The organism is Mycobacterium sp. KBS0706, assembly GCF_005938675.2.
Lineage (GTDB): Bacteria > Pseudomonadota > Alphaproteobacteria > DSM-16000 > Inquilinaceae > Inquilinus.
Genome location: NZ_VCCH02000101.1, coordinates 1 through 26,970, shown reverse-complemented (window position 1 = coordinate 26,970; position 26,970 = coordinate 1). Strand labels below are relative to the sequence as shown.

The window sequence follows — 26,970 nt, the reverse complement described above, 5'->3', positions numbered from 1 at the left end:
GCCCGCCGAAACCAGGCTCCTGCGCCAGCTGGTGGCCGCCATGTCCGCGATCGTGGCGCGGCCGGCCGAAGCCGCCCTGCCGCGATCCGCCGCCGCCGCCTCGGCCCGGCTGTGCCTGTCGGATCCGGACGGCGGCGCGCCGCTGGTGCTCACGGTTGCGCCCGTCACCGCCGTCGACCCGACGGATGGGCGGTGCGGCCCGGCGCGGGCGGCGATCTTCATCGCGGCGCCGGATGCCGCCCGCTCGGTCGACGAGCGGGCCCTGGTCGCCGCCTTCGGCCTAACGGCGCGGGAGGCGGAGGTGGCCGGGCAACTCGCCTCCGGCGCCACCGTCGGTTCATTGGCGGAGGCGTGGGGCATCAGCGCCAACACCGTCCGCGGCTATCTCAAGGCGGTGTTCGACAAGACCGGCACCCATCGCCAGGCCGATCTGGTCCGGCTGGTGATGCAGGGCTTCGTCGCGGCGTGAACGCGGCTATAGTGCCGAACGCCAGCAATTCCGCGGCCTACAGCGAAGGTAATGAGATACCGTTCCCCTAAGGCACTGTCGGATCGCCGCTTTTTTCCGTTGACGCGGGCAGGCTGGACGCGTAGACAGCCGCCTCTCGCCGAAACCCCTTCCCGGGGGTTTTCGGCGGCATCCGTTCCCGACCCTCGATCAAGGGCCCGTCATGAAGACATATTCCGCCAAGCCCGCCGAGGTGGAGAAGAAGTGGATCGTGGTCGACGCCGACGGCGTCGTTCTCGGTCGGCTCGCCAGCATCATCGCGATGCGCCTTCGCGGCAAGCACAAGACCATCTTCACCCCGCATGTCGACACTGGCGATAACGTCATCGTCGTCAACGCCGAGAAGGTCCGCCTGACCGGCAACAAGCGCCAGGACAGCATCTTCTACTGGCACACCGGCTATGCCGGCGGCATCAAGGGCCGGTCGAAGGGCCAGATCCTCGATGGCGCCCATCCGGAGCGCGTGATCGAGAAGGCGGTCGAGCGCATGATCACCCGCGGCCCGCTGGGCCGTAAGGTCATGGGCAACCTCAAGGTCTATGCCGGTGCGTCGCATCCGCACGAGGCGCAGCAGCCCGAGGTGCTGGACGTCGCTGCCATGAATCCGAAGAACAAGAGGTAAGGCCGTGGCCGATCTGCAGTCCCTCTCCGATCTGAAGCCGACCCTCGACAGCGCCGTGGCCGAGGCCGCGCCGGCGCAGCCGAAGCGCGACGCCCAGGGCCGTGCCTACGGCACCGGCCGCCGCAAGGACGCGGTCGCCCGCGTCTGGATCAAGCCGGGCACCGGCAAGGTCACGGTCAATGGCCGCGACCAGGAGATCTACTTCGCCCGCCCGGTGCTGCGCATGCTGCTGAAGCAGCCGTTCGAAGTGTGCGACCGGGTCAACCAGTTCGACATCGTCTGCACCGTCAAGGGCGGCGGCCTCTCCGGCCAGGCCGGCGCGGTCCGGCACGGTCTCAGCCGCGCGCTCGAGAACTACGAGCCGGGCCTGCGCCCGGCGCTGAAGGCCCAGGGCTTCCTCACCCGCGACTCGCGCGTGGTCGAGCGCAAGAAGTACGGCAAGGCCGGCGCCCGCCGCAGCTTCCAGTTCTCCAAGCGCTGATCCGGTCTCCGGATCTCGTGTTCGGCCCAATTGGGCTCGGCAGGGGGCGCCTTTGGGCGCCCCTTTGTCGTTCCGGGGGGCGTCTTCGGGGCGAGGGCGTGGTCGCGACCAGGGTCGGGGTCACCACGGCCGGCTCGGCGGGGCCGGCCGGGGCAGGGGCGGCCACAGTGGTCGCAACGGTCGGGATTACCGCCGGCCGGGTCGGCTGGATGGCGGTGACGCCGGCGAAGCGGCGGCCGTAGTCGCTGATCCGCACGCCGTTGTCGTCGGCCGGATCGTAGGCGCCGGCGGTGGCGATGAAGCGCTCGGTCCCGTCCGGCCCGCCCAGATGCATCATGGCGCGCAGCCCGTCCCAGGTGATCGGCACGCCGGCGACATAGCCGCCGATGCGCCGGTTCAGGCCGCGCTGCGCGATCTCGCGGTCGAGATGGGCGAGGTGCAGGCGGAAGGCCGCGACCTGCGCCGCCGGCGTGTCCAGGAAATCGCCGATCGACCGGACCCCGGGATAGCCCGGGATGCGAAAGCTGCCGCGCCAGCGGTTGCGCGTGTCCTCCGCCGACAGTGTCTCGCCTGGGTCGTAGATGCCGGCGATCGCCGCCGCCGATTCCCCGAGCTGAAACAGCCCGGCATAGCCGCCCTTGTTCATCTGCAGCGGATCGCGGCTGCTCTCGGCCGCGGCCAGCAGATGGGCGAAGGCCTCGTCGCCGGAATGCGGGATGTCGATCGGGATATCGGGGCCGAGCGGGATGGCGGGGCCGACGGGCGGGGCTGAGACAACCATCTCCGGCGCCGGATGATTCGTGGCCGGCGCGGCCGTCATCAGCAGGCTGCCGGCAACGATGGCCAGCACGGCGTTGCGTCGCGATGAAGTCATCCGATCGCCGCTCTGGTAGGGTCCGTGGCCCGCATGGTGCCGGCCGAAGCCGGGCGAGGCAAGCATACTTTCTCGGGTGAGGCAGTGTGACTCAGACGCTCAGCGCCCGCCCGGGCTCACCACCTTGACGAAGCGCACCGGCCCGCCCTCGACGCGATAGGCATAGGGGCGGTCGCTGGCCAGGCGCAGCGCGTAGCCGGCCGGGGCGGCGAGGGTGGTGCCGTCAACCTCCAGCACCAGCGTGCCCTCCAGCACCCAGATCATCTCGACCGTCCCGGCCGGGTCCGGGCTGGCGTCGTAGCGGGCGCCGGCTGCGAGCGCCCAATCCCACAGCTCGGCCCGGCCGCCGGAGGCGATCAGCCGGGCGCTGCCGGAATCGGACTGCCACATCGTCGCGAACTCTCCGGGCGGGATCACCCGGGCCGCGGCCCCCGCCTCGCCGCCGACCAGATCGCCGAAGCCGAGGCCGAGCGCCGCCGCGATCTCCGCCAGCGTGGCGATGCTCGGATTGGTCTCGGCCTTCTCGATCAGCGCCAGCATGCGCGGCGACACGCCGCTGCGCTCGGCCAGCGCCGCCTGGCTCAGGCCGCGGCCCTGGCGCTCCTGCCGCAGCCGCCGGGCGATCCGCTGCAGCACCTCCTGCGACGATGTCATCGGCGCCATTCCCATTCGCATCTTGTTGCCAATCGATATGTAATATATTGCAGTATCGATGGCGATGGATTTCGGGGATGCGGCGATGACCTTCCAGCCTTTCGAGCTCGAGCAGTGGCAGTCGGAGTGGGAGCACACGGTCGAGTACAACCTGGCCGACAGTTCGGTGCGCTGCGCCGCGGTGCGCGAGGTGCTGGGGCCGGATGCGGTCGACCGGCTGCTCGACCAGGTGCTGTTCTACCCGCAGGTCAACGGCACCGACGCGCTGCGGGCGCGGATCGCCGGGCTGTACCCGGGCGCCACGGCGGATCAGGTGCTGGTCACCGCCGGCGCGTCCGAGGCGAACCAGATTCTGTGCCAGGCGCTGCTGTCGCCGGGCGACGAGATCGTGGTGATGGAGCCCGGCTATCGCCAGGTCTGGGGCATCGCCCGCAACCTCGGCTGCACGGTGAAGAGCTTCCCACTGTTGCCCGACCAGGGCTGGCGGCCGGACCTCGATGCGCTGGAGGCCGCGGTCGGCCCGCGCACCCGGATGATCGCCATCGTCAACCCGAACAACCCGACCGGCAGCATCCTGACGGCGGCGGAGGCGGCGCGGATCATCGCCATCGCCCGCAAGGCCGGCGCCTGGCTGCATGTCGACGAGGTCTATCGCGGCACCGAGCGGCTGGCCGACACCGAGACGCCGAGCTTCTGGGCCCAGGACTCTTCGACTCACTACGAGCGGACGGTGGTGGTCGGCAGCCTGTCCAAGGCCTATGGCCTGGCCGGGTTGCGTGTCGGCTGGCTGGTCGGGCCGAAGGACCTGGTCGAGGAGGCGTGGCGCCGGCACGAATACGTCGTCATCGCCACCGCCGGCCCGTCGATGCTGCTGGCCGAGCTGGCGCTGGAACCGGCGACGCGCGCCCGGCTGGTGGCGCGGCAGCGCGAGCTGTCGCGCCGCGGCTGGCAGGGGCTGGAACGCTGGATCGGCGCCAATGCCGACCTGGTCTCGGCGGTGCCGCCGGCAGCCACTGCACTGGGCTTCGTCCGGGTCCATCTCGACCTGTCCTCGGTGGCGGTGGCCGATGCCATCCGCCGGCGATCCTCGGTGCTGGTGGCGCCGGGCGTCTATCTCGGCGCCGAGCATCACCTGCGCATCACCCATGGCTACGAGCACGCCCCGGCGGCGTTGGACCGTATTTCGACCGTGCTGCGCGAGCTGAAGGCGGAGAGGGGCTGAGAGCCTCGGGCTTCTTTCCTATTGTCATCCTCGGGCTTGACCCGAGGATCCAGGGGCTTTCAGGAGCCGCTCTCGGTGGCCCCTTGGATTGCCGGGTCAAGCCAGGCAAGGACAGTGGAGGGGAAGGGGAGGAGGGGCGGCAAGCCCACCATCCGTCCTTCGACCGTCGTTCCGCAAATATCGGTCATGACCGCGTTGCCGGTTCGGCCCTGGCTCGGGATGTGTTAAGTCATCGCTGACTGATCTCTTTCCGAGGGCAAGGCGATGCCGGCGACGGTGTTCATCGATGGCGAGGCTGGTACGACGGGGCTGCAGATCCGCGACCGCCTGGCCCGTCGCGCCGACGTCGAGATCGTCAGCCTGGCCGATGCCGAGCGCAAGGACCCGGCGGCGCGGCGTCGGCTGCTGAACTCGGTCGACGCCGCGATCCTGTGCCTGCCCGACGACGCCGCGCGCGAGGCAGTGGCCATGGTCGAGAACCCGGATGTGCGGGTGATCGACGCCTCGACAGCCTATCGCACCGCCGAGGGCTGGACCTACGGCTTCCCGGAGCTGGCGCCCGGCCAGGCCGAGGCAGTGGCGGCATCGAAGCGCATCTCCAACCCCGGCTGCTACCCGACCGGCGGCATCGCCCTGCTGCGGCCGCTGGTCGACCGCGGCCTGGTGCCGGCGGACCATCCCGTGAGCATCAACGCGGTCAGCGGCTACACCGGCGGCGGCAAGAGCCTGATCGCCCGCTATGAGGCCGAGAAGAAGGGCCCGCCCTTCTTCCTCTACGGGCTGAAGCTGGCGCACAAGCATGTGCCGGAGCTGCAGCGCTGGTCCGGCCTGACCCATGCGCCGATTTTCGTGCCCTCGGTCGGGACCTTCGCCCAGGGCATGCTGGTCTCGCTGCCGCTGCCGCTGTGGGCGCTGCCGAAGCGGCCCGCAGCCGTCGACCTGCACGCCGCGCTGGCCGAGCACTATCACGGCCAGGCCTTCGTGACCGTGGCGCCGCTGGCCGACAGCGAGGCGCTGGCGGAGCTGGAGCCCGAGGCGCTGAACGGCACCAACCAGCTGCGGCTGTTCGTGTTCGCTAATGCCAAGGCGCAGCAGGCGCTGCTGGTGGCGCAGCTCGACAATCTCGGCAAGGGAGCGTCGGGCGCCGCCGTGCAGAACCTGAACCTGGCGCTGGGCCTGGCCCCGACCGCCGGGCTGCTGCCGACGTGGTCGCAGGCGGCCTGATCCTATGGCCGCGGGCGCGGTGATCCTGCCCTATCGCAACAAGCAGCCGCGGATCGCGCCGGACGCCTTCATCGCGCCCGGAGCGGTGGTGATCGGCGATGTCGAGATCGGGCCGGGCAGCAGCGTCTGGTTCGGCTGCGTCATTCGCGGCGACATGCAGCCGATCCGGATCGGCGCCCGCACCAACATCCAGGACGGCACGGTGATCCATGTCGCCTCGGCCGACGGCCCGACCCATATCGGCGACGAGGTCACGATCGGCCATATGGCGCTGATCCATGCCTGCACGCTGGAGCACCGCAGCTTCGTCGGCATGAAGGCCTGCGTCATGGACCGGGCGGTGGTCGAGAGCCGCGCCATGGTCGCGGCTGGGGCGCTGCTGACCCCCGGCAAGCGCGTGCCGGCCGGCCAGCTCTGGGCCGGCGGCCCGGCCCGGTTCGTGCGCGCCTTGACCGACGAGGAGCACGAGCACCACCGCAAGCTGGCGGAGGGCTATGTCGCGCTCGGCGTCGAATACCGCGCCAATGTCGTGCTGGACGCCGGCTCGGCTCTTTAGTCTTTCAGCGCCGCCAGGCTGGCCTTGTAAGCCCGCACGCGCTGCCGCAGCTTGCGCGGACGCGGCATCATCCAGCGCTTGTGCAGCCACAGCCACTGTTCGGGGCGAGAGCGGACCCAGCCCTCGACCACCTCGTTCAACGCGATCGTCGCCGCCTCGATATCGGCCTTGCGGTCGCCGGTTCGCGGCATCGCCAGGGGCGGCTCGAACACCGCGCGGTAGCGGGCGCCGGCCAGGCGCTCGATCCGGACCGGGATCACGGCGCAGTCCAGGTGATAGGCCATGGAGACGGCGCCGGGCGAGGTCATGGCGTCATGGCCCATGAACGGCACCTTCAGCCCACCATTGTAGCGCTGGTCGACCATCATCCCGAGCACGCCGCCGGCGCGCAGCACCGACAAGGCGCGCTTGGCATCCGACCCCTCCATCCGCTTCTCCAGCAGGATGGTGCCGACCGAACTGCGGATGCGGTGCAGCAGCCGGCCGACCAGCGGGTTCTTCGGCGGCCGGGCGATGGCGGTGAAGGGCACGCCGTGATTGGCGGCGACCGCGGCCCCGACCTCCCAGTTGCCGTAATGGCCGATCGCCATCACCACGCCGCGGCCGCCGTCGCGGGCGGCCAGGAAATGCTCGATGCCCTCGACCTTGATGCGCCGGGGCCGCCGGGCCTCGCTGCGGCGCAGCTGGCCGAGATGCGGGAACTCGGCGATCACCCGGCCGAGATTGTCCCACATGCCGCGGATCACGCGCTGGCGATCGGCGGCCGACAGCTCCGGCATCACCAGGCGCAGATTGGCGTCGGCCCGGCGCGAGGCGCCGAGCCGCGGCCCGAGGACGCGGCCGACCCAGCCGCCGAGGGCGGAGGCGAGGTCGAGCGGCAGCGCCCGCATCACCCCGTACAGGGCATACAGGGGCAGCGCCTGCGTGACCGTGGTGAGGTGGCGGCGGCCGTGACGCCGATAATGTTTCCGGATGCGCCGGATGCGCGCCGACCAGCCAGGCCGGGCCGATTCCGGAGAATCGATTGTACGCGTGATGGGATGCCTCGGTTCTGCTGGGGCCTGTCGAGCGGTCCGCGGCGGCGTTCGTTGGGGCCTACTCGTGGCATGAACGTCTTTCCGGCGCCAGATGTTTCGCATTTCCGGATATTTCTGCAGAGCCTTGCGCCCGACCGGCAAAGGGCAATATGACGGCGGCCCAGCCCCAAAGGAGAGGCAGATGAAGACGCCCGTGCCACCGAAGGCCGGGCCGAAGCGGCGCGATCCGCATGCGCTGATCGCCCGCCGGCTCGGCCACAAGATCGTCCCGTCCGGCAAGCTCTACAGCCGCAAGGACAAGCACCGAAGCCCCCGCCGCCCGGACGGGGGCTTCGCGATTCTGGGGGTGACGCAGGACACAAGCAGTGCGGGGCGGGCAGGTTAGGTTATCTTGATCCAGACCAGGGAGGATCGGGTCATGGGCCTTCAGGACAGCCGCGCCGTTCCGGTCTCGACCACCAGCCGCGCGGCGCTCGACCGATACGAGGCGGCCGTCGACCGGCTGCACAGCTATTTCCGCGACCCGCTGGCGGAGATCGAGGCGGCGCTGGCCGAGGATCCCGGCTTCGTCATGGGCCATTGCCTGCGCGGCACGCTGATGGCGCTGGCGACCGAGAGGGCGGCCGAGGCGCCGCTGCGGGAGAGTGTCGAGGCGGCGGAGGCGCTGGCGGCCGGGGCGAATGAGCGCGAGCGCGGCCACATCGCGGCGCTGCGGGCCTGGCTGGACGGCGATTTCGCCGGTGCGGTCGATGCCTGGGGTCGGGTGGCGGAGGTCTGGCCGCGCGACGGGCTGGCGCTGCAGGCGGCCCATCTCGGCGATTTCTATCTCGGCCACACGCAGCTGCTGCGCGACCGCATCGCCCGGGCGCTGCCGGGCTGGGACGAAGCGGTGCCGGGCTATGGCTATGTCCTCGGCATGCACGCCTTCGGGCTGGAGGAGACCGGCGACTACCGCGCCGCTGAGGCGACCGGCCGCCGCGCCGTGGCGCTGCAGCCGCGCGACCCCTGGGCGATCCACGCCGTGGCCCATGTCATGGAGATGCAGGGCCGGCTGCCCGAGGGCGTCGACTGGCTGACCGGCCGCACCGGCGACTGGGCGCCCGACAACATGTTCGCCTTCCACAACTGGTGGCACCTGGCGCTGTACCATCTCGACCTCGGCGAGACCGGCACGGTGCTGCGGCTCTATGACGAGGCGATCCGGCCGCAGCCCTCGCCGCTGGCGCTGGAGACGCTGGATGCGACGGCGCTGCTGTGGCGGCTGCACCTTCGCGGCGTGGACGGCGGCGCCCGCTGGGCGGAGCTGGCCGAGACCTGGGCGCCGATGGCCGAGGACGGCTACTACGCCTTCAATGACATGCACGCGATGATGGCGTTCGTCGCCACCGGCCGCGACGCCGATGCCGACCGGCTGCTGGCGGCGCAGGCCCGGAGCGCGGCGGCGGGCGGCACCAACGCGGCGATGACGGCGGAGGTCGGGTTGCCGGTGTGCCGGGCGCTGCGCGCCTTCGGCGCCGGCGACTACGGCACGGTGGTCGAGCTGCTGGCGCCGGTGCGGGCGGTGGCGCATCGCTTCGGCGGCAGCCATGCCCAGCGTGACGTGCTGGCCCTGACTCTGGTGGAAGCGGCGCTGCGTGCCGGCCAGGCGGATGTGGCGCGGCCGCTGGCGGCGGAGCGCACCGAGGCCAAGCCCGGCAGCCCGTTCAACTGGCGCCTGACCGCCCGCGCCTTGCGGCTTGGCGGAGACGAGGCCGGGGCTGTGGCGGCGGAGAAGAGGGCTGGCGCCTAGAAAGCACTCCGACCTCTCCGCCAAGGGGGAGAGGCAAACGCAGACTGCCTTGAGGGTATCACCCTTCCTGGAACGGTTTCAGCCGCAGCTTGGTCTGGTGCTGCGGGGCGGCGGTGCCGTCGGGGGCGAGGCCGCGGTAATAGCCTTTCTGCCACTTCGTCTCATTGGCGTCGGTGCCGGGCACGGCGAGGTCGGCCAGGAAATCGGCACGGCCCTGGTGGAAGGCCCAGTAGCGCGCCTCCAGCGCCGGGTCGTCGGACAGCGGGCGGACTTCCGGCTCCACCGCCTCGATCGTATCGCGCGCCAGGGGGAAGAACAGGCAGAAGGGCTCGCCAGCCGCGAACTCGACCAGGTGGTTCGGTCGGGTGAAACGCCAGTTCATGGTGAAGCCATAGGGCGACCAGTCGGTCTCGACCACCCCGGTCAGCGGTGCGATGCCGTCCTTCGGCGCGTTGGTCGGTCCGGAGACCCAGAGGTTGCCGCCCGACTCGGTGCGCAGCAGCAGCGGCACGTGGAAGGTCAGGATGCCGCTGCCGAAATGCCCGACCGCCGGGGCCGCGCCGTCGGCCTCGGCTTCGACCCGCACCGATTCCGGTGCCGTGCCGCCGTCCCACCAGGCCCGGATCGGGCTCGGGCACAGGATCTCCCAGCCATGGGCGTTGGCGATGTTCAGCGGCAGGCAGCGATAGGCGAAGCCCTCCGGCGTCGCCGACATCCAGTCGCGGGTGGCCGGGGCCGGCCGGATCTCGGGATGCGCCCCGCCGATGGTGTAGGCGATCAGCTTCATGGCGAGGATGGTAGCGGCGACCGGCCGCGCGGACGACCCTGTTGGTGGCGTCCTAGTTGTCCGACTAAGATCCTTGCCGAATCAGAACCGGGAGGAATCATGCGCCTGCTCGCCACCGCCGCCTTGCTGCTGGCGTTGCCCGCCGCCGCTGCCATCGCGGCGGACCGCACCGACACGCTCGACGCCGTGGCCAAGGCCGGAGTGCTGAAGGTCTGCACCACCGGCGACTACAAGCCCTTCACCTATCTCGACCCGGCCAAGGGCGAGTACGAGGGCATCGACATCGACATGGCCCGCGACCTGGCCGCGGCGCTCGGGGTGAAGGCAGAGTTCGTCAAGACCAGCTGGAAAACGCTGATGGCGGACTTCACCAGCGGCGCCTGCGATATGGCGATGGGCGGCATCAGCGTGACCCTGCAGCGCCAGAAGCAGGCCTTCTTCAGCGTCCCGATCGATGTCGACGGCAAGACGCCGATCACCAAATGCGAGAATGTCGACAAGTTCCAGACGGTGGAGCAGATCGACCAGCCCGGCGTCAGAGTGATCGAGCCGCCGGGGGGCACCAATGAAGCCTTCGTGCGCGAGAGGATCAAGTCGGCGGAGATCACCATCTTCCCCGACAACACCAAGATCTTCGACGAGATCCTGGCCGGCCGGGCCGATGTGATGATCACCGATGCCAGCGAGACCCGGCTGCAGCAGAAGCTGCGCCCCGGCCTGTGCGCCGTGCACCCTGACCAGCCCTTCACCTTCGCCGAGAAGGCCTATCTGCTGCCGCGCGGCGACGTGGTGTTCAAGGCATTCGTCGACCAGTGGCTGAACCTGCGCCTGAATGACGGCAGCCACGCGAAGTTCAGCGCGGTCTGGATGGGGTAGGATCGAGAGGCGGCGGCCTCGGGGCCGCCGCGCCGGCCGGTCACTGACCGCGCAGCCGGGTCATCGTCTTGATCGGGCCGCGGGGATTGCCGGACATCTCGGCGATCTTGCGGTCCTGGGCCTCGATGAAGGCACGCACGGGGGCGTCGCCGTCCAGCCCGTCGGCCTCGGCGCGCGGCACCTTGCGGTTCGAGCTCAGCGTGCCGTCCTGGTAGACGATGTTGAACAGCACGAAGGCGCTGTCATTGGACTGTTTCTTGTTCCGGGCCATGTCGGCACTCCGGTGACGGTTCGGGTCAGGACGGGTCGGTCTGGTCGTCCTGCGGGGGCGCGTCGCCGTCCTGGGGCGCATCGCCCTCCTGGCCGGCCTTGCGGCGGGCGCTCTCCTCCTCCCGGCGCTGCAGCTTCTCCTGCTTCTTCTGCTCCTTGAGGCGGTTACGCTCGCTACGCTGCTGATTGTAGTTCGGCTTGAACGGCATGACGGCCTCCTTCTGGCGCGACGCTTCCGCATCGCCGGTCTGTCACAAGAAAAGGAGCGCCCGACGGTGCGGGCGCTCCTGATCCAATCCGCAATCGAAGGCTCAGACTTCCTTCAGATTCTCCGCCGAGGTCTTGCCGCGCTTCGGGTCGCGCTGCTCCTCGTAGGAGATCTTCTGGCCTTCGTTCAGGCCACGCAGCCCGGCGCGCTCGACGGCGGAGATGTGGACGAAGACGTCCGCGCCGCCGCTCTCCGGCTGAATGAAACCGAAGCCTTTGGTGCTGTTGAACCACTTCACGGTGCCGATCGGCATCGCTTTCCTCCAAGTAAGGGTCGCGCCGCACGCACTCGCGCGACGCATCAGACGGTAACGGGGAAAGGCGAGGGATCCGCGGCCGCAAGGGCATGGCAGGCCGGCCGTCCGAACCAGAATGACCCCCTAAACATGGGGGAGGACGGGCAGAATGGCAAGTTCGACCGCGGAATCGGCCCGGATGCTGTGGTTTCGGCACATCCGGATCCGCGCTCAGGACGGCGATTTCGACATGGCCATCGCCATCAGCCCCTGGGCTTCGTGCGGCACGTCCTCGGCCAGGCGGGCGGCCGCGACGAAGGGCAGCCAGGCGAGGAGTCCGTCCCGGCTTTCGCCCGCGGCGGCGGCATAGGCTGCAAGATAGGCGGCGGCCAGGTCCGGCGCCACCGGCCGGATCAGCACATAGGACCGGCAGGCATCGGCGGCGGGATCGCCGGCGCAGGCGTCCAGCCAGTCGACCACCACCTCCCGGCCCGGCGGCCCCAGGATGTTCCAGGGATGGAAATCGCCATGGCACAGGCGGTCGCCCTCGGGCAGCGCGGCCAGGCCGTCCAGCAAGCGGCGCCGCAGCGGCTCATCCAGGATTCCGGCCTGGCCGATATTCGCCGCCAGCCGGGCCTTGAGGCTGCCGAGATGGGTGCCCGGATGGCCGTGGATGCCGATCTGCAGCCGGGCCATGCGCTCCAGGCAGGCCGTCCCCTGGCCGGGCTCGCGCTGCAGGGCGTCGGCGAGGGATGGGCCGTCGGCGCGGGTCATGGCGATGCCCCAGCGGCCGTCGATCTGCCCGACGCCATGGACCGCCGGCGCGGGCAGGCCGAGCGACTCGACCAGCGCCAGGATCGATGCTTCGCGGAACGCCGCCCGCTTCGACGCCGAAGCCGTCGTCCGGTACAGCTTGAGCACCAGGTCGCCGCACGCGAAGACCTCGGCCTCCTTGCCCGATCCGATCAGCGGTCCCGGGGGCGGCAGGTCCATGGCTACATCCGGCGCAGGGCGACGGCGTCGACCGAATGATCGGCGGATTTGTGCAGCACCAGCCGGGCGCGCTGCCGCGTCGGCAGGATGTTCTCGCGCAGGTTGACCCCGTTGATCCGGTCCCAGATCTCGCGGGCGACGCGGCGGGCCTCCGCCTCCGGCAGGTCGCGCTGGTCGTGGAAATAGGACGACGGGTCCCGGAAGGCGGTGCGCTGCAGCAGCAGGCGGCGCTCGACGAACCAGCCGGCGATGTCCTCCTCCTCGGCGTCGACATAGACCGAGAAGTCGAAGAAGTCGGAGGTGACGACCGACGCCCCGGCGGGCGCCTGCAGCACGTTCAGCCCTTCGAAGATCAGGATGTCCGGCCGGCGGATCACCTGCTTCTCGCCGGGCAGGATGTCATAGGCGAGATGCGAGTAGACCGGCGCTTCGACCTCCGGCCGGCCGGACTTCACGGCGGCCAGGAAGCCGATCATCCGGCGCAGGTCGTAGCTCTCGGGGAAGCCCTTGCGCCGCATCAGCCCGCGCTCCTCCAGCACCGTCTTCGGCCACAGGAAGCCGTCGGTGGTCACCAGCTCGACCCGCGGATGGTCCGGCCAGCGCGACAGCAGCAGGCGCAGCAGCCGGGCGAAGGTGCTCTTGCCGACGGCGACGCTGCCGGCGACGCCGATGATGTAGGGCGGTGGCGGGCCTGGCCGGCCGAGGAAGGCGTCCTGCACCCCATCCAGCCGGCGGGCGGCGGCGACATGCAGGTTCAGGAGGCGCGACAGCGGCAGCAGGATGTCGGCGACATCGGCCGGCGACACCGGCTCGTTCAGCCCGCGCAGCTCGGCCAGCTCGGCCTCGGACAGCGCCATCGGCGTCGAAGCGCGGAGCGCCGCCCACTCGGCCCGGGTGAAGCGGTCATAGGCGGCGGGCCTGGCCGCGAACAGGTCGGGCACCGGCCGGGCGGGGGAGGGGGGTGAGTTGGGCATCGACGGCTCGCAGCGGACAGGTCGGCAGCGTCCGACGATCCGAGCATCGGGGCAAGAGCGGGCAGGCTTCAGACCTCGCGCGATATTGAGGGCCCGACCCGGAGCCTGCTCGCAGTTCAGGTGCTTGACGATCGGGGTTTCGCGCCAAGGATCATTGTTGCTGGGCTGTCGCAATGCGTCGAGCAGCGCCAGCTCTGAGGAGGACCCGCCATGAAAGCGGCGCTGCTGTTTACTGGGAGCGGTCCCTTGGTGATCGTGACCTCGCACGCCTCGCTGACCGACCCGGCGTTGACCGAGAAGCTTCGGGCCAAGGGCATCGCGAAATTCATCGCCTACGAGGTGCCTGTGCCGATGGCGCAGGAACGCTATGGGGGCCATTTCCAAGTGGTCATGCGCGACCTGCATGAATCGGACGATCTCCGCGTCCTCGACTTCAATGGCGAGCGAGCCTTCCGCCTCTTCCGCCTCGCGGAACTCGGGCCGCCGGTCATGTTCGAAGGCGAGAACGCGGCGTGAGGTCGACGTCAGCCCCGAAGGATGCAGGCTACGCAGCGCGCCGCTTGCGGCCGTCGCTGGTCAGCGAGGACCTGGTTTCCGCTGGAGACGATGACGGCTAACCGCCTTGGATCCGGCATCCCGGTCGGCGTGACCGTCGCGCCTGGATGTCGAGGGCCACACCGATTGGCAGTCGGATCGCGGCAGCGTCCCACGGAGATTTCCGCTCCCGAATCCGTGCCGCCCGGTGCGCCGCCGGTCGGCCGTCAACGCGAATAGATGCCCACCAGATCGATTTCGGCCAGGGCGTGGGTGCGCGCCGCGGCCTCGATATCCCTGCAGTGGCTGCCGCGAACAGGGAGATGGCCGACATCCAGGGCCATCAGCTTGAAATGATAGTGGTGGGGGCCGTGGCCTCTTGGCGGGCAGGCCCCGCCATAGCCGACCTTCCCGAAGTCATTGACGCCCTGCCGAACCAACCCGGCCGTGGGCGTGCGGGGAAAGCCCTCCGACAGCTCGTGAGTGCTGACGGGAATGTCGTAAACCGCCCAGTGATGGAAGGTGCCTCCCGGCGCATCGGGATCGTCGCAGAACAGCGCAAAACTGTGCGTTCCCTTCGGTTCCTCAGACCATGCCAGTGGTGGCGATTGGTCCAGGCCGTCGCAGCTGAAGCGTTCCGGTATCCGGTCGCCGTTCCCGAACGCAGGGCTGGTGAGGTGCATTCCCATGGCGCGTCTCCCTTCGCGAGCCCGGCGCCCTTGCCTCGCCGGCAACCGGGCGATGGCTTCCCTTGAGAAATGGCGACTTGACCGCGTCAGAGCAAGGCGCGCTCCAGCCTTCAGAATGTCGATATCGGTCGCCCAACGCGCCGACCCGATCGGGCTTGCGTCGCGCCGCGGGGCGCGCTACACCCGGCCTTGCATCCAGAGCTGGGCTGACGCCCACGCCAACCTGCCTCCCGGGCAAGGTGGTGGCCTCTCGCAAGAGGGGCGATGCGGCCGGACCGGCAACCAAACGGGTCGAAAGCCGCGCGTCAGCCCTCCTCGCAACCGCGAAGGAGGGTTTTTCATGTCTGCATCAGGTTCCGCCCAGATCCCGCTCGCCAACCCCGGCGACACGGTCGAACGGCTCGACGAACGCCCCTGTCCCGTCCGGCGCGACCCCGACCGGCGCGAGGTCCTCTATGCCGTGGTGCATCGCGGCGCCGGGCTGTGGACCCATCTCTACCGCGTCGTGCTCGCCGCCGCGTCGCGGCCGGAGATCCATCTCGACCGGGTGCTGGAGGGCGACCGCCTGGCCGAGCTGCGTCGGGTTTATGGGCGGGTGGCCGACCTGGCGGCGTGAGATGCTGAACATCGTGCAGCCGGACCAGTGTTGGGTTCACTGTCGCGAACCCAACCTACGTCGTGGCGTGCGTTCACGTCGCCCGCACGTAACGCCCCGGCGCATCCTCGATCGGGGTCAGCCCGCCGTCGCCCGGCCTCCGGGCCGGGACCCGGCCGCCGGCGTGGCGGGCGATCCATTTCTGCCATTCCGGCCACCAGGAGCCCTCGACCTGCTCCGCGCCCTTCAGCCAGGCCTCCGGGGTCTTCGGCGTCCGCGTGTTGACCCAGTGGCAGTACTTGTTCGCCGCCGGCGGGTTGACCACCCCGGCGATGTGGCCCGAGGCGCTGAGGCAGAAGCGCACGGGGCCGCCGAACAGCTGGGTCGCGGCATAGGTCGAGGCCCAGGGCGCGATGTGGTCGTCGCGGGTCGACAGCATGAAGCTCGGGGTCTTGACCGTGGTCAGGTCGATCGGCACCCCGGCCAGGGCGATGCCGCCCGGCTGCACCAGCCGGTTCTCCTGATACATGTTGCGCAGATAGAAGCTGTGCATCGCGGCCGGCATCCGGGTCGCGTCGCTGTTCCAGTACAGAAGGTCGAAGGGGAAGGGGTCCTTGCCCAGCAGGTAGTTGTTGACGACGAAAGACCATATCAGGTCGTTGGCGCGCAGCAGGTTGAAGGTCGTGGCCATGGCCGAGCCTTCGAGATAGCCCTTGCCGGCCATCTTCGTTTCCATCGCCCGCAGCTGCTCCTCGTCGACGAAGATGCCGAGCTCGCCCGGATCGGTGAAATCGGTCAGCGTGGTCAGGTAAGTGGCGCTCTTGACCCGGTCCTCCTCGCCCTTGGCCGTCATCCAGGCCAGGGTGCTGGCCAGCAGCGTGCCGCCCAGGCAATAGCCGATGACGTTGACCTCGCGCTCGCCGGTCGCCTGCTCGATCGCGCCGAACGCCGCCAGCGGCCCCTCCAGCATGTAGTCGGAGAAGTTCTTGGCCGCGAGCTCTGCGTCCGGGTTGACCCAGGAGACGACGAAGACGGTGTGGCCCTGCTCGACCGCCCAGCGGATCAGGCTGTTCTGCGGCTTCAGGTCGAGGATGTAGAACTTGTTGATCCAGGGCGGGATGATCAGCAGCGGCCGCCGCGCCACCGTCTCGGTCGCCGGGTCGTACTGGATCAGCTGCATCAGCTCGGTCTCGAACACCACCTTGCCGGGGGTGACGGCGATGTTGCGGCCGATCTCGAAGGCGCTGCGGTCGGTCATGCTGATGGCGAGCTGGCCCTGGCCGCGCTCCAGGTCGGCCAGCATGTTCTCGAGGCCCTTGACCAGGTTCTCGCCGCGCGATTCCAGCGTGCTGCGCAGCACCTCCGGATTGGTGGCGACGAAGTTGGACGGCGCCATCGCGTCGATGAACTGCCTTGTATAGAAGTCGACCTTCTTCGCCGTCTTGGCGTCCAGCCCCTCGACCTCGCGCACCGAACCCTGCAGCCAGCGCGCGGTCAGCAGGTAGGACTGCTTGATGAAGTCGAACACCGCGACCTCGCTCCAGGCCGGGTCCTTGAAGCGCTTGTCGCCCTTCTCCGCCGCCACCACCGGCTCCGCTTCCTGGCCCAGCAGGCGCTGGGCGGTGCGGGTCCACAGCGTGGCATAGTCCTGCCACAGCGACATCTGGGCCTGCACCAGCCGGGTCGGGTCGGCCATCAGCCGCTGGGTCATGGCCAGGAAGGCCGAGCCGATGTTGAGCGGGTCGAGCTCCGGCGCCTCGGCGCGGCCCTGCTTCTCCAGGAAGGCGGTGACCAGCCGGGCGCTGCGCTCGGCGATCTCGACCATGCGGCGGGCCAGCTCGGCCGGATCCGCCGGCGGGGCCTCAGGCGCCGTGACGCCGGGTTTCGTCTGAGGCTTGGGCTCAGCTTCGCCGGACTTCGTGCGGCTGGGGGCGGGGCGGGCGCGCTCGGTCATGCGGAAGGGTCTCCTGGCTGCGGCGGCGTCGCCCGCGGCGCGGAATCGGGCGTAGAATGCCGCTTAACTGCCACTTTGCACGGCCATCCTCTTTCCAGTCCACCCTTTCAACGAAGTGTGCTAGGCACGTGCCCATGCGTCGCACCGGCTCTCCCATGATCGCTTCCGCCCGCCCCGGCCTCCCGGTCCGTGGCGCCGTTGTCACCGTTGCCCTCGGCCTCGTCCTCGCAGGCTGCGGCGGCCGTATCTTCGACGGCACGCCCTATGCGGGCGACGTCCAGGCCTCCGTGCCCAAGGCCGAGACCGCCGAGGTCTCGCCGCTCGGGGTGGCGGAGCAGCCGCCGGTGCCCAGCGTCGGCGGCCCCCTGGGCACGGCGCCGACGGCCGACACCAAGACCTACTCGCTGCCCGCCATGGCCCAGACCGACGCCGACCGCGCCGCGATGCAGCAGGCCCGGGCGCAGCAGGCGGGGGCACAGCAGCAGCGCCGGGCACAGATCGACGCGCAGCGCCAGGCCGCCTTCCAGCGCCAGCAGCAGATGGCGCAGCAGCAGGCGGCGGCGCAGCAGGCGCAACAGCAGCAGCCGACCGGCACGGTGGCGCCGATGAGCTTCGGCCAGCGCCGCAACACCGCCGCCCCGCCGGCGATGGAGTCGATGCCGCGGCCGGCGTCGGAGCAGGCCTACCCCAATCTCGGCTCCGTGCCGCAGAAGCCGACCGATCTGCCGACGCCGGAGCAGCAGGCCGCGGTGCGCAGCCAGCTCGAGGCCGACCGCGCCGCTTCTGGCGCGCCCGGGGCGCTAAGCTTTGGCAACAAGCCGGCCGGTCAGGCCGCGGCGGCCCCTGCGCCGGAGGCGAAGCCGGCCTTCAGCTTCAACAACCGCGTCGCCGGCACGGTCAAGTTCGACGGCGGCAGCACGGCGCTGCCGGCCTCGGCCAACAGCACCATCGAGAACGTGGCCAAGACGGCGCAGAGCCCGAAGCTGCGGGTGGTCGGATTCGGCGCCGGCGACGGCGCGGCCCAGGCCAAGGCGCGGGCTGAGGCGGTGGCGGCGGCGTTGCGGGCGGCCGGCGTCGACCCGGCCCGAATCGTCACCGGCGGCGCGGCCGACACCCGGCCGAACATCACCGACGGCCAGGCTGCCCGCGTCGAAATCTACCTCGCCCAATAAGCTCAGCACCGGACGCCCCGACGGGCGTCGGGGGGACACGTCGATGACCGATCAGGACTTCCACCGAATCAAGCGCCTGCCGCCCTATGTGTTCGCCGAGGTGAACGCGATGAAGGCGGCGGCTCGAGCTCGGGGCGAGGACATCATCGATCTCGGCATGGGCAACCCGGACGGGCCGCCGCCGAAGCATGTGATCGAGAAGCTGACCGAGGCGGCGCAGAACCCGCGCAGCCACGGCTATTCGACCTCGCGCGGCATACCCGGGCTGCGCCGGGCCCAGGCCGCCTATTACCAGCGCCGCTTCGGGGTCGAGCTCGACCCGGAGAGCGAGATCGTCGTCACCATCGGGTCGAAGGAAGGCCTGGCCAACCTGGCCCAGGCGATCACCAGCCCGGGCGACATCATCCTGGTGCCGAATCCGAGCTACCCGATCCACATGTTCGGCTTCATCATCGCCGGCGCGTCGGTGCGGTCGTTGCCGCCGACCCCCCCCGGGGGCAGCTTCCTCGAGGTGCTGGAGCGGGCGGTGCGGCACAGCGTGCCGAAGCCGACCGCGCTGGTGCTGAACTACCCGTCGAACCCGACCGCCGAGGTGGTCGACCTCGACTTCTACCGGCCGATCGTCCAGTTCTGCCGCCAGCACGGCATCTGGATCCTGTCCGACCTGGCCTATGCCGAGATCTATTTCGACACGGCGCCGCCGCCCTCGATCCTGGCGATCCCCGAGGCGCGCGACATCGCGGTCGAATTTACGTCACTGAGCAAGACCTACTCGATGGCCGGCTGGCGCATCGGCTTCGCCGCCGGCAACAAACGGCTGATCGCGGCGCTGGCGCGGGTGAAGTCCTATGTCGATTACGGCGCCTTCACGCCGCTGCAGGTGGCGGCGACGGCGGCGATCAACGGGCCGCAGGACTTCATCGACGAGATGCGGGCGCGCTACCGGCTGCGCCGCGACACGCTGGTCGAGGGGCTGCGCGCCGCCGGCTGGCCGGTGGAGAAGCCCGAGGCCAGCATGTTCGTCTGGGCGCAGATCCCGGAGCCCTATCTGAAGATGGGCTCGCTGGCCTTCTCCAAGCTGCTGCTGGAAGAGGCCGGGGTGGCGGTGGCGCCGGGCGTCGGCTTCGGCGAATACGGCGACGGCCATGTCCGCATCGCCCTGGTCGAGAACCACCAGCGCATCCGCCAGGCCTGCAAGAATATCAGGGCCTTCCTCAGCCGGCGGCGCAACGACCCGCAGCCCGTCAGCCTGAAGGCGGTATCGTGATCCCTGTGCTCCGCATCGGCATCGCCGGCCTCGGCACCGTCGGCGGCGGCGTGCTGCGCCTGCTGCAGGCCCATGCCGACCTCCTGGCCCAGCGCAGCGGCCGGCGCATCGTCGTCGCTGCCGTCTCGGCCCGCGACCGCCACCGCGACCGCGGCGTGCCGCTCGACGGGGTGCGCTGGTACGACGATGCGGTAGCGCTGGCCGCCGACCCCGAGATCGATGTGGTGGTCGAGCTGATCGGCGGCGCCAACGGCATCGCCAAGGCGGTGTGCGAGACCGCGATCGGCCAGGGCAAGTCGGTGGTCACCGCCAACAAGGCGCTGCTGGCCGTGCACGGGCCGGATCTCGCCGCCCGGGCCGAGGAGGCCCGCGTGGCCCTGGCCTTCGAGGCGGCGGTGGCCGGCGGCATCCCGGCGATCAAGGGGCTGCGCGAGGGCTTGGCCGGCAACCGCATCGACGGCGTGTTCGGCATCCTCAACGGCACCTGCAACTACATCCTGACCGAGATGCGGACCACGGGCCGCGAATTCGCCGAGGTGCTGGCCGAGGCGCAGAAGCTCGGCTATGCCGAGGCCGATCCCAGCTTCGATGTCGACGGCATTGATGCCGCCCACAAGCTGGCGGTGCTGGCGGCGCTGGCCTTCAACGCCCGGGTCGAGTTCGACGACCTGCACATCGAGGGCATCCGCCAGATCTCGGCGCTGGACATCGCCTATGCGCAGGAGCTGGGCTACCGCATCAAGCTGCTCGGCATCGCCCGGCGCACGCCGGAGGGGCTGTCGCTGCGGGTCCATCCCTGCATGGTGGCCGAGGCCTCGCCGATTGCCCATGTCGAAGGCGTGTTCAACGCCGTGGTGGCGCAGGGCGACTTCGTCGGCCAGGTGATGATGACCGGCCGGGGCGCCGGCGCCGGCCCGACCGCCTCGGCCGTGGTCGCCGATCTGGTCGACCTGGCCCGCGGCCTCAGGGTGCCGACGCTCGGCACCCCGGCCGCGCGGCTCGATCGCGCCACGGTGGCGCCGATGGACCATCGCCGCGGCGCCTACTACCTTCGGCTGATGGTGGTCGACCGTCCGGGTGTGATCGCCGACGTGGCCGCGGCCATGCGCGACCAGCAGATCTCGGTCGAGAGCCTGCTGCAGCGCGGCCGGTCGCCCGGCGACGCCGTGCCGCTGGTGATCATCACCCATGAGACGGACGAGGCGGCGATGACCCGGCTGCTGTCCGCGCTCGGCGCCCTGGACGCGGTGCTGGAGCCGCCACATGTCATTCGCATCGAAGACCTGTGATCATTCCCGGTACCGGCCGTAGGCGAAAGCCGGTACACACGTCGCACGATGTGTCCGCCGCCGCCCGCGAGGGTCAGACGCGGCGGATACGAGACCGAGAGGATCGGAGAGACGATGAAACGGCCGGAAACCAAGTCCCAGGTGATGGACCGCAACCTCGCGCTCGAGGTGGTGCGGGTGACGGAAGCGGCGGCCCTCTCCGCGTCGCGGCTGATGGGGCGCGGTGACGAGCGCCAGGCGGACCAGGCGGCGGTCGACGCGATGCGGCAGGCGCTGAACAGCCTGGCCATCGTCGGCGAGGTGGTGATCGGCGAGGGCGAGCGCGACGAGGCGCCGATGCTCTATATCGGCGAGAAGGTCGGTGCCGGCGACGGGCCGGAGATCGATATCGCGCTGGACCCGCTGGAGGGCACCACCATCACCGCCAAGGGCGGGCCGAACGCGCTGGCGGTCGTCGCCATGGCCAACAAGGGCGGCTTCCTCAAGGCGCCCGACGTCTACATGGACAAGATCGCGGTCGGCGGCGACCTGCCGAAGGACCTGATCGACATCGACTCGAGCCCGGCGCAGAACCTGAAGGCGCTGGCCCTGGCCAAGCGGGTCGCGGTCTCCGACCTCGTGGTCTGCGTGCTCGACCGGCCGCGTCACCAAGAGCTGATCGCCCGGATTCGCGAGGCCGGCGCCCGGATCATGCTGATCTCCGACGGCGACGTCTCCGGTGTCATCGCCACCGCCCAGTCCGAGACCGGCGTCGACATGTATCTCGGCACCGGCGGCGCGCCCGAGGGCGTGCTGGCGGCCTCGGCGCTGCGCTGCATCGGCGGCCAGATGCAGGGGCGCCTGCTGTTCCGCAACGATGACGAGCGCGAGCGCGCCAAGCGCCAGGGCATCGAGGACTTCACCCGTGTCTACGGGCTGATGGACCTGGCCGGCGGCGACGTCATGTTCGCGGCCACGGGCGTCACCACCGGGCCCATGCTGCGCGGCGTCCGCCTGATCCCGGGCGGCGCGATTACCCATTCGATCGTGATGCGCTCGAAGAGCGGCACGGTGCGGACCATCGAGGCTCGGCACGATTTCCGCCGCAAGGCCGGCTTCGAGTTCGTTGGTGGGTAAAGGGAGCGGGTAAGGCCGCCGGCGGATGGCCGACGGGGGCGGCGGCCGGGGAGGGGTGAACCATGGTGAGGGGGCGGTGAGCGCGCCGGCGCTGTTCGGCGTCGAACGCTCCGCCAAGGGCGCGCGCTGGATCGGCCGCGCCGCCGACGACCGGCTGGCGCTGGCCCTCTCCCAGCGCCATGCCCTGCCGGAGCTGGTCGCCCGGGTGCTGGCGGCGCGCGGCATCGGTCTGGACGACGCGCCCGCCTTCCTCAATCCGACGCTGCGGGCGCTGCTGCCCGACCCCTCGGTGCTGCGCGACATGGATCGCGCGGCGGAGCGCATCGCCCGGGCGGTGACGGCCGGCGAGGGCATCGCGGTGTTCGGCGATTACGACGTCGACGGCGCCACCTCAACGGCGCTGATGACCCGCTATCTGCGCGCGGTGGGGATCGAGCCGCAGATCCACATTCCCGACCGCATCGCCGAGGGCTACGGCCCGAACGCCCAGGCGCTGGAGAAGCTGCGCGCCGGCGGCGCCGGGCTGGTGGTCACGGTCGATTGCGGCACCACCGCCTTCGACGCGCTGGAAGGCGCCGCGGGCGTCGACATCGTCGTGCTCGACCACCACACGGCCGAACCGCGCCTGCCCAAGGTGGCGGCGGTGGTCAACCCGAACCGGCTGGACCAGGACCCGGGGCTGGGGCAGCTCGCCGCCTGCGGCGTCACCTTCCTGGCGCTGGTGGCACTCAACCGCACGCTGCGCAAGGCCGGCCTCTTCGCCAATCGGCCGGAGCCCGACCTGATGGCGCTGCTCGACCTGGTGGCGCTCGGCACGATCTGCGACGTGGTGCCGCTGACCGGGCTCAACCGGGCGCTGGTGGGGCAGGGGCTGAAGGTGATGGCGCAGCGGTGCAACACCGGCCTCGCCGCGCTGGCCGATGTGGCGCGGGTGACCGAGACGGTCGATGCCTATCACGCCGGCTACATCCTGGGGCCGCGGATCAATGCCGGCGGCCGCATCGGCCGGGCCGATCTCGGCGCCCGGCTGCTGGCCACCGAGGACAAGGCCGAGGCGGCGCGGATCGCGGCGCTGCTGGACGAGCACAATGTCGACCGCAAGACGGTCGAGGCCGAGGTGATGGCGGCGGCGATCGCCCAGGTCGAAGCCTCGGACGCCGGCCCGGTGATCCTGGTGGCGGGCGAAGGCTGGCATCCCGGCGTGGTCGGCATCGTCGCCGGCCGGCTGCGCGAGCGCTACGGCCGCCCATCCTGCGTGGTCGGGTTCGAGGGCGGCATCGGCAAGGCCTCCGGCCGCTCGGTGCCGGGCGTCGATCTCGGCGCCGCGGTGATCGCGGCGCGCCAGGCCGGGCTGCTGCTGTCCGGCGGCGGCCACCGCATGGCGGCGGGCTTCACCGTGCGGCAGGAGCAGGTGGCCGAGCTGCGCGCCTATCTGACCGAGCATATCGACGGCCAGGTGGCGGCGCAGCCCGGGGAGCCGATGGTGCCGCTGGTCGAGCTGGACGGCACGCTGATGGTGGAGGCAGCGACGGTCGAGCTGGCCGAGACGCTGTGCCGGCTCGGCCCCTACGGCGCCGGCAACCCGGAGCCGCGCTTCGCCCTGCCGCGGGTGCGGGTGGTGGCGGCGTCGGTGGTCGGCGGCGGGCATGTCGCCTGCACCCTGGTGGGGCCGGACGGCGGCCGGCTGCGGGCGATCGCCTTCCGCTGCGCCGACCAGCCCGTGGGCCAGGCGCTGCTGCGCCGCGACGCGCTGTTGCACGTCGCCGGCACGCTGCGGCTCGACCGCTGGAACGGCAACGTCCGGGTGCAACTGTTCATCGACGACGTGGCGCCGGTCTGGGGGTCGGAAAGCGCTTGATTTCCGCGGCCGCTGCGGTTAGGTATCCGCGCCGCGCCGACCCCTTCGTCTAGAGGCCTAGGACACCGCCCTTTCACGGCGGTAACACGGGTTCGAATCCCGTAGGGGTCGCCACTTCGGTACAAAACTAAGTACCTCCGGCGCCGCCGGGTCCGTGTTGACCGCGGCGGCGAGTGTGCGCAGCAGCGCGCTCTTCGAGCCTGTAATTCGAATCTCCCGGCCGTCAATGACATCGACGCGCTGCGCCAGCGCGCGGAGATGATCGCGCTTGAATGTCCCGTCCCCATTCCGCAGCTTGTGCTTCGCGGCCTGAGCGAATTGCCGCAGGACCTTCGGGGTAATCGTGGCGCCGACCCCGTCGACGAGGGAGGCCACGCGGTCCGCATCGGTCCGCGCCTGATCGCGGATCGCGGCCAATTCGGCCAGCCGGTCCTTTAATGCCGGATCGCTCAGATCGGCGATGCCGTCTTCGATCGCCTGATAGAGCCGCTTCAGCCTCGCCTCTGCTTCCGTTGTCCGCTTGCGCAACTCGGCAACGTGGCCGTGGCGGCGCTCGATCCATTCCTCGCGCCGCTCCAAAAGGTGCCTCAGAATCTCGTGGAGCCGGCGTGGGTCGAGCAGCCGCCATTCCAGATGATCGACCACCACGCGGTCGAGCTTGTCCATCCGCACGCTTTGGCCCCGGCAGCCTCGCTTGCCTTGGCGGGCCGCCGTCGAGCAGGTGTAGTAGCGATATCGGTTGTACTTGCCGGTACGCAGGGTCATCGGACCGCCGCAGGTTCCGCAGAAGCAGATGCCGGTGAGCAGGGTTGGTCCGCTCACCAGACGTGGTGCCGTCCACCGCGGGCTGCGCGACCGCAGGACCTTCTGGACTGCGTCGAACTCCTCCTCCGTCACGATCGGCGGGACTGCGATCTCCACGATCTCGTCCTCCGGCTTCGGCACCCTGGTCTTGAAGTTGAGCTTGTTGAAACGGTGCCGGCCGATATAGCTCGTCCGGGTCAGAACCTTGTGGACGGACGCTATGCCCCAGCGGCCGCCGTCGCGGGTACGGATGCCGCGCTCGTTGAGAGTGGTGGTGATCGACTTGATCCCCATCGGACCACTTTCGCCATCACCTTGAAGAGCCAGCCGGAAGATCAGGCGCACGGTCTCGGCATGAAGAGGATCGATTTCGAGCTTCTTCTTGACCTTCTGCCCGCGCTGGTCAGCGGCAACGATGCGGTAGCCGATCGGAGGACGGGCACCGTTCCAATAGCCCTGGCGCGCATTCTCCCTCATCGCCCGCAAGGTATGCTTCCCGTTCTCCTTCGACTGATACTCGTCGAAGAGCGCCATGATCTGCCGGATCATGTTGCTCATCGGATCGTCGCCAAGCTCCTGGGTGATCGAGACGAGCCGGACGTTGTTCTTGACGAGCTTCCGGACATAGAACTCGAGTTGGAACTGATCCCGGAAGAAGCGCGAGAAGGAGTGGACGACGATGACGTCCAACGCCGGCGGTTTGTAGGACGCGGCGTCGATGAGCCGCTGGAATTCCGGGCGCCGGTCGTCCGTTGCCGAGAGACCCGGTTCGACATACTCCGCCACGATGCGCCAGCCCTTGCGTCGGCAATAGGCCTCGGCCTGGCGGCGTTGATCCGGGATCGATAGATCGCTATCCGCCTGCCGTCCGGTCGAGACACGGAGGTAGAGCGCGCAACGGAGAGTGTGGCTGAGCACGTTCTGCGCCGATGTGGCCATCTCAGGACTCTCTTCTGGATCACCGGCCAAAGATCTCATCGAGGAAGCCTCCGAAATAAGCCTCGAACACCCGCAGCTCTGCCTCGGTGACCGGCACAATTTCCGGCCAGTCGTCAATGACGATCAACTCCGGATCTTGCGCCTGGGGGTGAGCCGAGCCGGGCTGCTCCCTCCGGTCCGCGTCCTCCGGCATCGCTCCGCTCCATGCCGTTGGTTCCTGGGGACCAGAGCTGCGTCCGCGAAGCGGCGGATCAATCCATCCGTGCCGGCCAAGGTGGGAAGGGCGGGCTCTCAGCGGCAGGAACGTCTCTAGCCGCCGGAGCGCAACTTCTTCAATCGGACCCCAGGTCCGTCGCCGTTCTCGTCGATGAAAACGACGCCGGCTATCTCCAAGGCCTGACGAATGGCAGCAAGAGTGGCTGGAACGGGCTGACGTTCATCGGCCTCAAGGTGAACGATCGTACGGTGACTAACTTTCGAACGCTCTGCGAGCTCCCGTTGCGTGAGGTTGAGCAGGGCGCGCGCAGCGCGCACTTGGGCAGCCGTAATCGTCATGCGCACGATCATACAGGGCAACGGCCCTGTCTCAATCAGCACGCATTCGAAGTTGCGTCAAAATAGCATATGTGCAAATTTAGTGCAATCAGCGGCCGGGCGAGGTGCGCCAACACCCCGCCCGGCCTGACCACAATCCAGCTTTCGAGGAGCCGGATCATGGCTGATTCCGACGATACCACGACTTCGCCCGCGCTCAGCCGCCGCGACCTGCTTGGCGGCGCCACCATCCTGCCGATCGGGGCGGCCGATGCTCGGCACCGCGGCTCGGCCTCTGACCCTGTCCTTGATCTCTGGGAGGAGTGGCGAGTCCTTCATGCCGAGTTGGATGCTTGGCAGGACGACTGGCAGAAGAAGGAGGGCGTCCTGCTCCGCACGGTCGGCATCCCGCGCGTGCTCGTGCCGGTGCCCGGCCAAGCTGAGCCAATCTCCGCTTGCGAGCCCGCCGAGATCGACGAGCTGCTCGAAGATCTGCCGGGGACGGAAGAGCTTCGACAGATGCTGCACCGCGAGTTCGAGGCCCACCGGCAGCGGTGGGAGATCGCCGCGGGGGCGATCGGGCTCGGCCCGGTGGAGGAGCGTGTCAATCACGCCTGGGACCGGTGGGACGCCCTCACCGGAACCACATGGCAGGTGCCGGCCGGCAGCCTGGCCGGCGTTGCCGCGAAACTCGCCATGGTGCTCTCCATTGGCCAGTCCCGTTCCGACGATCACGAGTTCCCGTGGCCGCCGCTGCGCTCGGTCCTGGCGGATCTCCAGCGGCTGGGAAAGCTGCCGGACAGCGTGGTGTCGACCTCACGATAAGAGATCCGCGTGATCCGAGCTGTT

At 69.9% G+C, this 26,970-nt stretch carries 30 protein-coding genes, 1 tRNA gene, 1 pseudogene and 1 riboswitch; of the genes and pseudogenes, 18 read left to right on the top strand and 14 right to left on the bottom strand.

Annotated features, from left to right (window positions below; translation table 11 throughout):
• The 3 genes from FFK22_RS34560 to rpsI all read left to right on the top strand — a co-directional run.
• The coding region (locus tag FFK22_RS34560; protein WP_143956912.1) for a helix-turn-helix transcriptional regulator at positions 1-469 on the top strand (469 nt) is incomplete at its 5' end.
• A gap of 202 nt (positions 470-671) precedes the next feature.
• Positions 672-1,130 (top strand): 50S ribosomal protein L13, encoded by a 459-nt coding sequence (gene rplM, locus FFK22_RS34555; RefSeq protein WP_138892417.1) that lies wholly within the window; start codon positions 672-674, stop codon positions 1,128-1,130.
• 55 nt (positions 1,131-1,185) lie between these two features.
• Positions 1,186-1,611, top strand: a complete 426-nt coding sequence (gene rpsI / locus FFK22_RS34550; RefSeq protein WP_221939073.1) for a 30S ribosomal protein S9 — start codon at positions 1,186-1,188, stop codon at positions 1,609-1,611.
• On the opposite strand, the gene FFK22_RS34545 is transcribed toward rpsI, so the two are convergent.
• The gene (locus FFK22_RS34545; RefSeq protein ID WP_138892416.1) at positions 1,529-2,485 is read right to left on the bottom strand and encodes a hypothetical protein; all 957 of its coding nucleotides are present in this window, start codon (positions 2,483-2,485) and stop codon (positions 1,529-1,531) included. The two genes, rpsI and FFK22_RS34545, sit on opposite strands and share 83 nt — an antisense overlap.
• A 99-nt stretch (positions 2,486-2,584) precedes the next feature.
• Positions 2,585-3,139 carry a helix-turn-helix transcriptional regulator gene (locus FFK22_RS34540; RefSeq protein ID WP_186002819.1) on the bottom strand — a complete coding sequence of 185 codons (555 nt, stop codon included), beginning with the start codon at positions 3,137-3,139 and terminating at the stop codon, positions 2,585-2,587.
• Positions 3,140-3,224: 85 nt separating this feature from the next.
• On the opposite strand from FFK22_RS34540, the gene FFK22_RS34535 reads away from it, so the two are divergent.
• From FFK22_RS34535 to FFK22_RS34525, 3 genes are all read left to right on the top strand, one after another.
• Positions 3,225-4,361, top strand: coding sequence for an aminotransferase class I/II-fold pyridoxal phosphate-dependent enzyme (locus tag FFK22_RS34535; protein ID WP_138892414.1), 1,137 nt, complete (start codon positions 3,225-3,227; stop codon positions 4,359-4,361).
• Between the two features lie 264 nt (positions 4,362-4,625).
• Positions 4,626-5,585, top strand: a complete 960-nt coding sequence (argC, locus tag FFK22_RS34530; protein WP_138892413.1) for an N-acetyl-gamma-glutamyl-phosphate reductase — start codon at positions 4,626-4,628, stop codon at positions 5,583-5,585.
• A gap of 4 nt (positions 5,586-5,589) precedes the next feature.
• Positions 5,590-6,141, top strand: a complete 552-nt coding sequence (locus FFK22_RS34525; RefSeq protein WP_138892412.1) for a gamma carbonic anhydrase family protein — start codon at positions 5,590-5,592, stop codon at positions 6,139-6,141.
• Here FFK22_RS34525 and FFK22_RS34520 read toward each other — a convergent pair.
• A complete protein-coding gene (locus FFK22_RS34520; protein WP_138892411.1) occupies positions 6,138-7,280 on the bottom strand; it encodes a lysophospholipid acyltransferase family protein in 1,143 nt (380 codons plus the stop codon). The two genes, FFK22_RS34525 and FFK22_RS34520, sit on opposite strands and share 4 nt — an antisense overlap.
• Positions 7,281-7,359: 79 nt before the next feature.
• Between FFK22_RS34520 and FFK22_RS34515 the strand changes: the two genes are divergently transcribed.
• Both FFK22_RS34515 and FFK22_RS34510 read left to right on the top strand, forming a co-directional pair.
• Positions 7,360-7,563 (top strand): hypothetical protein, encoded by a 204-nt coding sequence (locus FFK22_RS34515; RefSeq protein ID WP_138892410.1) that lies wholly within the window; start codon positions 7,360-7,362, stop codon positions 7,561-7,563.
• Positions 7,564-7,596: 33 nt separating this feature from the next.
• On the top strand, positions 7,597-8,967 hold the full coding sequence (locus tag FFK22_RS34510) for a tetratricopeptide repeat protein (RefSeq protein ID WP_138892409.1): 1,371 nt from the start codon (positions 7,597-7,599) through the stop codon (positions 8,965-8,967).
• Positions 8,968-9,025: 58 nt separating this feature from the next.
• Here FFK22_RS34510 and FFK22_RS34505 read toward each other — a convergent pair whose 3' ends face one another.
• Positions 9,026-9,754 (bottom strand): DUF6065 family protein, encoded by a 729-nt coding sequence (locus FFK22_RS34505; protein WP_138892408.1) that lies wholly within the window; start codon positions 9,752-9,754, stop codon positions 9,026-9,028.
• Between the two features lie 99 nt (positions 9,755-9,853).
• Between FFK22_RS34505 and FFK22_RS34500 the strand changes: the two genes are divergently transcribed.
• Positions 9,854-10,630, top strand: coding sequence for a transporter substrate-binding domain-containing protein (locus FFK22_RS34500; RefSeq protein WP_138892407.1), 777 nt, complete (start codon positions 9,854-9,856; stop codon positions 10,628-10,630).
• 40 nt (positions 10,631-10,670) lie between these two features.
• Here FFK22_RS34500 and FFK22_RS34495 read toward each other — a convergent pair whose 3' ends face one another.
• From FFK22_RS34495 to coaA, 5 genes are all read right to left on the bottom strand, one after another.
• Entirely contained in the window at positions 10,671-10,901 is a 231-nt protein-coding gene (locus FFK22_RS34495) for a hypothetical protein (RefSeq protein WP_138892406.1), read from the bottom strand.
• A 25-nt stretch (positions 10,902-10,926) separates the two neighbouring features.
• Positions 10,927-11,109, bottom strand: coding sequence for a hypothetical protein (locus FFK22_RS34490; RefSeq protein ID WP_138892405.1), 183 nt, complete (start codon positions 11,107-11,109; stop codon positions 10,927-10,929).
• 102 nt (positions 11,110-11,211) lie between these two features.
• Positions 11,212-11,421 (bottom strand): cold-shock protein, encoded by a 210-nt coding sequence (locus FFK22_RS34485; RefSeq protein ID WP_138892404.1) that lies wholly within the window; start codon positions 11,419-11,421, stop codon positions 11,212-11,214.
• Between the two features lie 213 nt (positions 11,422-11,634).
• Positions 11,635-12,396: a phosphotransferase family protein gene (locus FFK22_RS34480; protein ID WP_221939072.1), complete on the bottom strand. Its 762-nt coding sequence runs from the start codon at positions 12,394-12,396 to the stop codon at positions 11,635-11,637.
• Between the two features lie 2 nt (positions 12,397-12,398).
• On the bottom strand, positions 12,399-13,370 hold the full coding sequence (gene coaA, locus FFK22_RS34475; RefSeq protein ID WP_138892403.1) for a type I pantothenate kinase: 972 nt from the start codon (positions 13,368-13,370) through the stop codon (positions 12,399-12,401).
• 210 nt (positions 13,371-13,580) lie between these two features.
• Between coaA and FFK22_RS34470 the strand changes: the two genes are divergently transcribed.
• Positions 13,581-13,886 carry a cytosolic protein gene (locus FFK22_RS34470; protein ID WP_138892402.1) on the top strand — a complete coding sequence of 102 codons (306 nt, stop codon included), beginning with the start codon at positions 13,581-13,583 and terminating at the stop codon, positions 13,884-13,886.
• Positions 13,887-14,131: 245 nt separating this feature from the next.
• Here FFK22_RS34470 and FFK22_RS34465 read toward each other — a convergent pair whose 3' ends face one another.
• Positions 14,132-14,593 (bottom strand): YbhB/YbcL family Raf kinase inhibitor-like protein, encoded by a 462-nt coding sequence (locus FFK22_RS34465; protein ID WP_221939071.1) that lies wholly within the window; start codon positions 14,591-14,593, stop codon positions 14,132-14,134.
• A gap of 186 nt (positions 14,594-14,779) precedes the next feature.
• Positions 14,780-14,889: riboswitch (SAM-I-IV-variant riboswitch) on the top strand.
• A 44-nt stretch (positions 14,890-14,933) separates the two neighbouring features.
• On the opposite strand from FFK22_RS34465, the gene FFK22_RS34460 reads away from it, so the two are divergent.
• Positions 14,934-15,209 carry a hypothetical protein gene (locus FFK22_RS34460; protein ID WP_138892401.1) on the top strand — a complete coding sequence of 92 codons (276 nt, stop codon included), beginning with the start codon at positions 14,934-14,936 and terminating at the stop codon, positions 15,207-15,209.
• Between the two features lie 73 nt (positions 15,210-15,282).
• Here the strand turns inward: FFK22_RS34460 and phaC are convergent, their stop codons facing one another.
• Positions 15,283-17,142: a class I poly(R)-hydroxyalkanoic acid synthase gene (gene phaC, locus FFK22_RS34455; protein ID WP_221939070.1), complete on the bottom strand. Its 1,860-nt coding sequence runs from the start codon at positions 17,140-17,142 to the stop codon at positions 15,283-15,285.
• Positions 17,143-17,297: 155 nt separating this feature from the next.
• Here phaC and FFK22_RS34450 point away from each other — a divergent pair, with 155 nt between their 5' ends.
• From FFK22_RS34450 to FFK22_RS34425, 6 genes are all read left to right on the top strand, one after another.
• Complete coding sequence (locus FFK22_RS34450) at positions 17,298-18,314, top strand: OmpA family protein (RefSeq protein WP_186002817.1); 1,017 nt, start codon at positions 17,298-17,300, stop codon at positions 18,312-18,314.
• Positions 18,315-18,357: 43 nt separating this feature from the next.
• Entirely contained in the window at positions 18,358-19,581 is a 1,224-nt protein-coding gene (locus FFK22_RS34445; RefSeq protein ID WP_138892399.1) for an LL-diaminopimelate aminotransferase, read from the top strand.
• Positions 19,578-20,870, top strand: coding sequence for a homoserine dehydrogenase (locus tag FFK22_RS34440; RefSeq protein WP_138892398.1), 1,293 nt, complete (start codon positions 19,578-19,580; stop codon positions 20,868-20,870). Before FFK22_RS34445 ends, FFK22_RS34440 begins: the two co-directional genes overlap by 4 nt.
• A 114-nt stretch (positions 20,871-20,984) precedes the next feature.
• Positions 20,985-21,986 (top strand): class II fructose-bisphosphatase, encoded by a 1,002-nt coding sequence (gene glpX / locus FFK22_RS34435; RefSeq protein WP_306770217.1) that lies wholly within the window; start codon positions 20,985-20,987, stop codon positions 21,984-21,986.
• Between the two features lie 76 nt (positions 21,987-22,062).
• Positions 22,063-23,844 carry a single-stranded-DNA-specific exonuclease RecJ gene (gene recJ / locus FFK22_RS34430; RefSeq protein WP_221939069.1) on the top strand — a complete coding sequence of 594 codons (1,782 nt, stop codon included), beginning with the start codon at positions 22,063-22,065 and terminating at the stop codon, positions 23,842-23,844.
• A gap of 38 nt (positions 23,845-23,882) precedes the next feature.
• A tRNA-Glu gene (locus tag FFK22_RS34425) sits at positions 23,883-23,958 on the top strand.
• Between the two features lie 576 nt (positions 23,959-24,534).
• Here FFK22_RS34425 and FFK22_RS44885 read toward each other — a convergent pair.
• From FFK22_RS44885 to FFK22_RS34415, 3 genes and pseudogenes are all read right to left on the bottom strand, one after another.
• Positions 24,535-25,587 (bottom strand): annotated as a pseudogene (locus tag FFK22_RS44885) (recombinase family protein); the annotation flags it as partial.
• A gap of 19 nt (positions 25,588-25,606) precedes the next feature.
• Entirely contained in the window at positions 25,607-25,780 is a 174-nt protein-coding gene (locus tag FFK22_RS43390) for a hypothetical protein (protein WP_186002821.1), read from the bottom strand.
• 116 nt (positions 25,781-25,896) lie between these two features.
• The gene (locus tag FFK22_RS34415; protein WP_138892396.1) at positions 25,897-26,142 is read right to left on the bottom strand and encodes a helix-turn-helix transcriptional regulator; all 246 of its coding nucleotides are present in this window, start codon (positions 26,140-26,142) and stop codon (positions 25,897-25,899) included.
• Between the two features lie 159 nt (positions 26,143-26,301).
• Here FFK22_RS34415 and FFK22_RS34410 point away from each other — a divergent pair, with 159 nt between their 5' ends.
• The gene (locus tag FFK22_RS34410; RefSeq protein WP_138892395.1) at positions 26,302-26,946 is read left to right on the top strand and encodes a hypothetical protein; all 645 of its coding nucleotides are present in this window, start codon (positions 26,302-26,304) and stop codon (positions 26,944-26,946) included.
• Positions 26,947-26,970 lie beyond the last annotated feature (24 nt).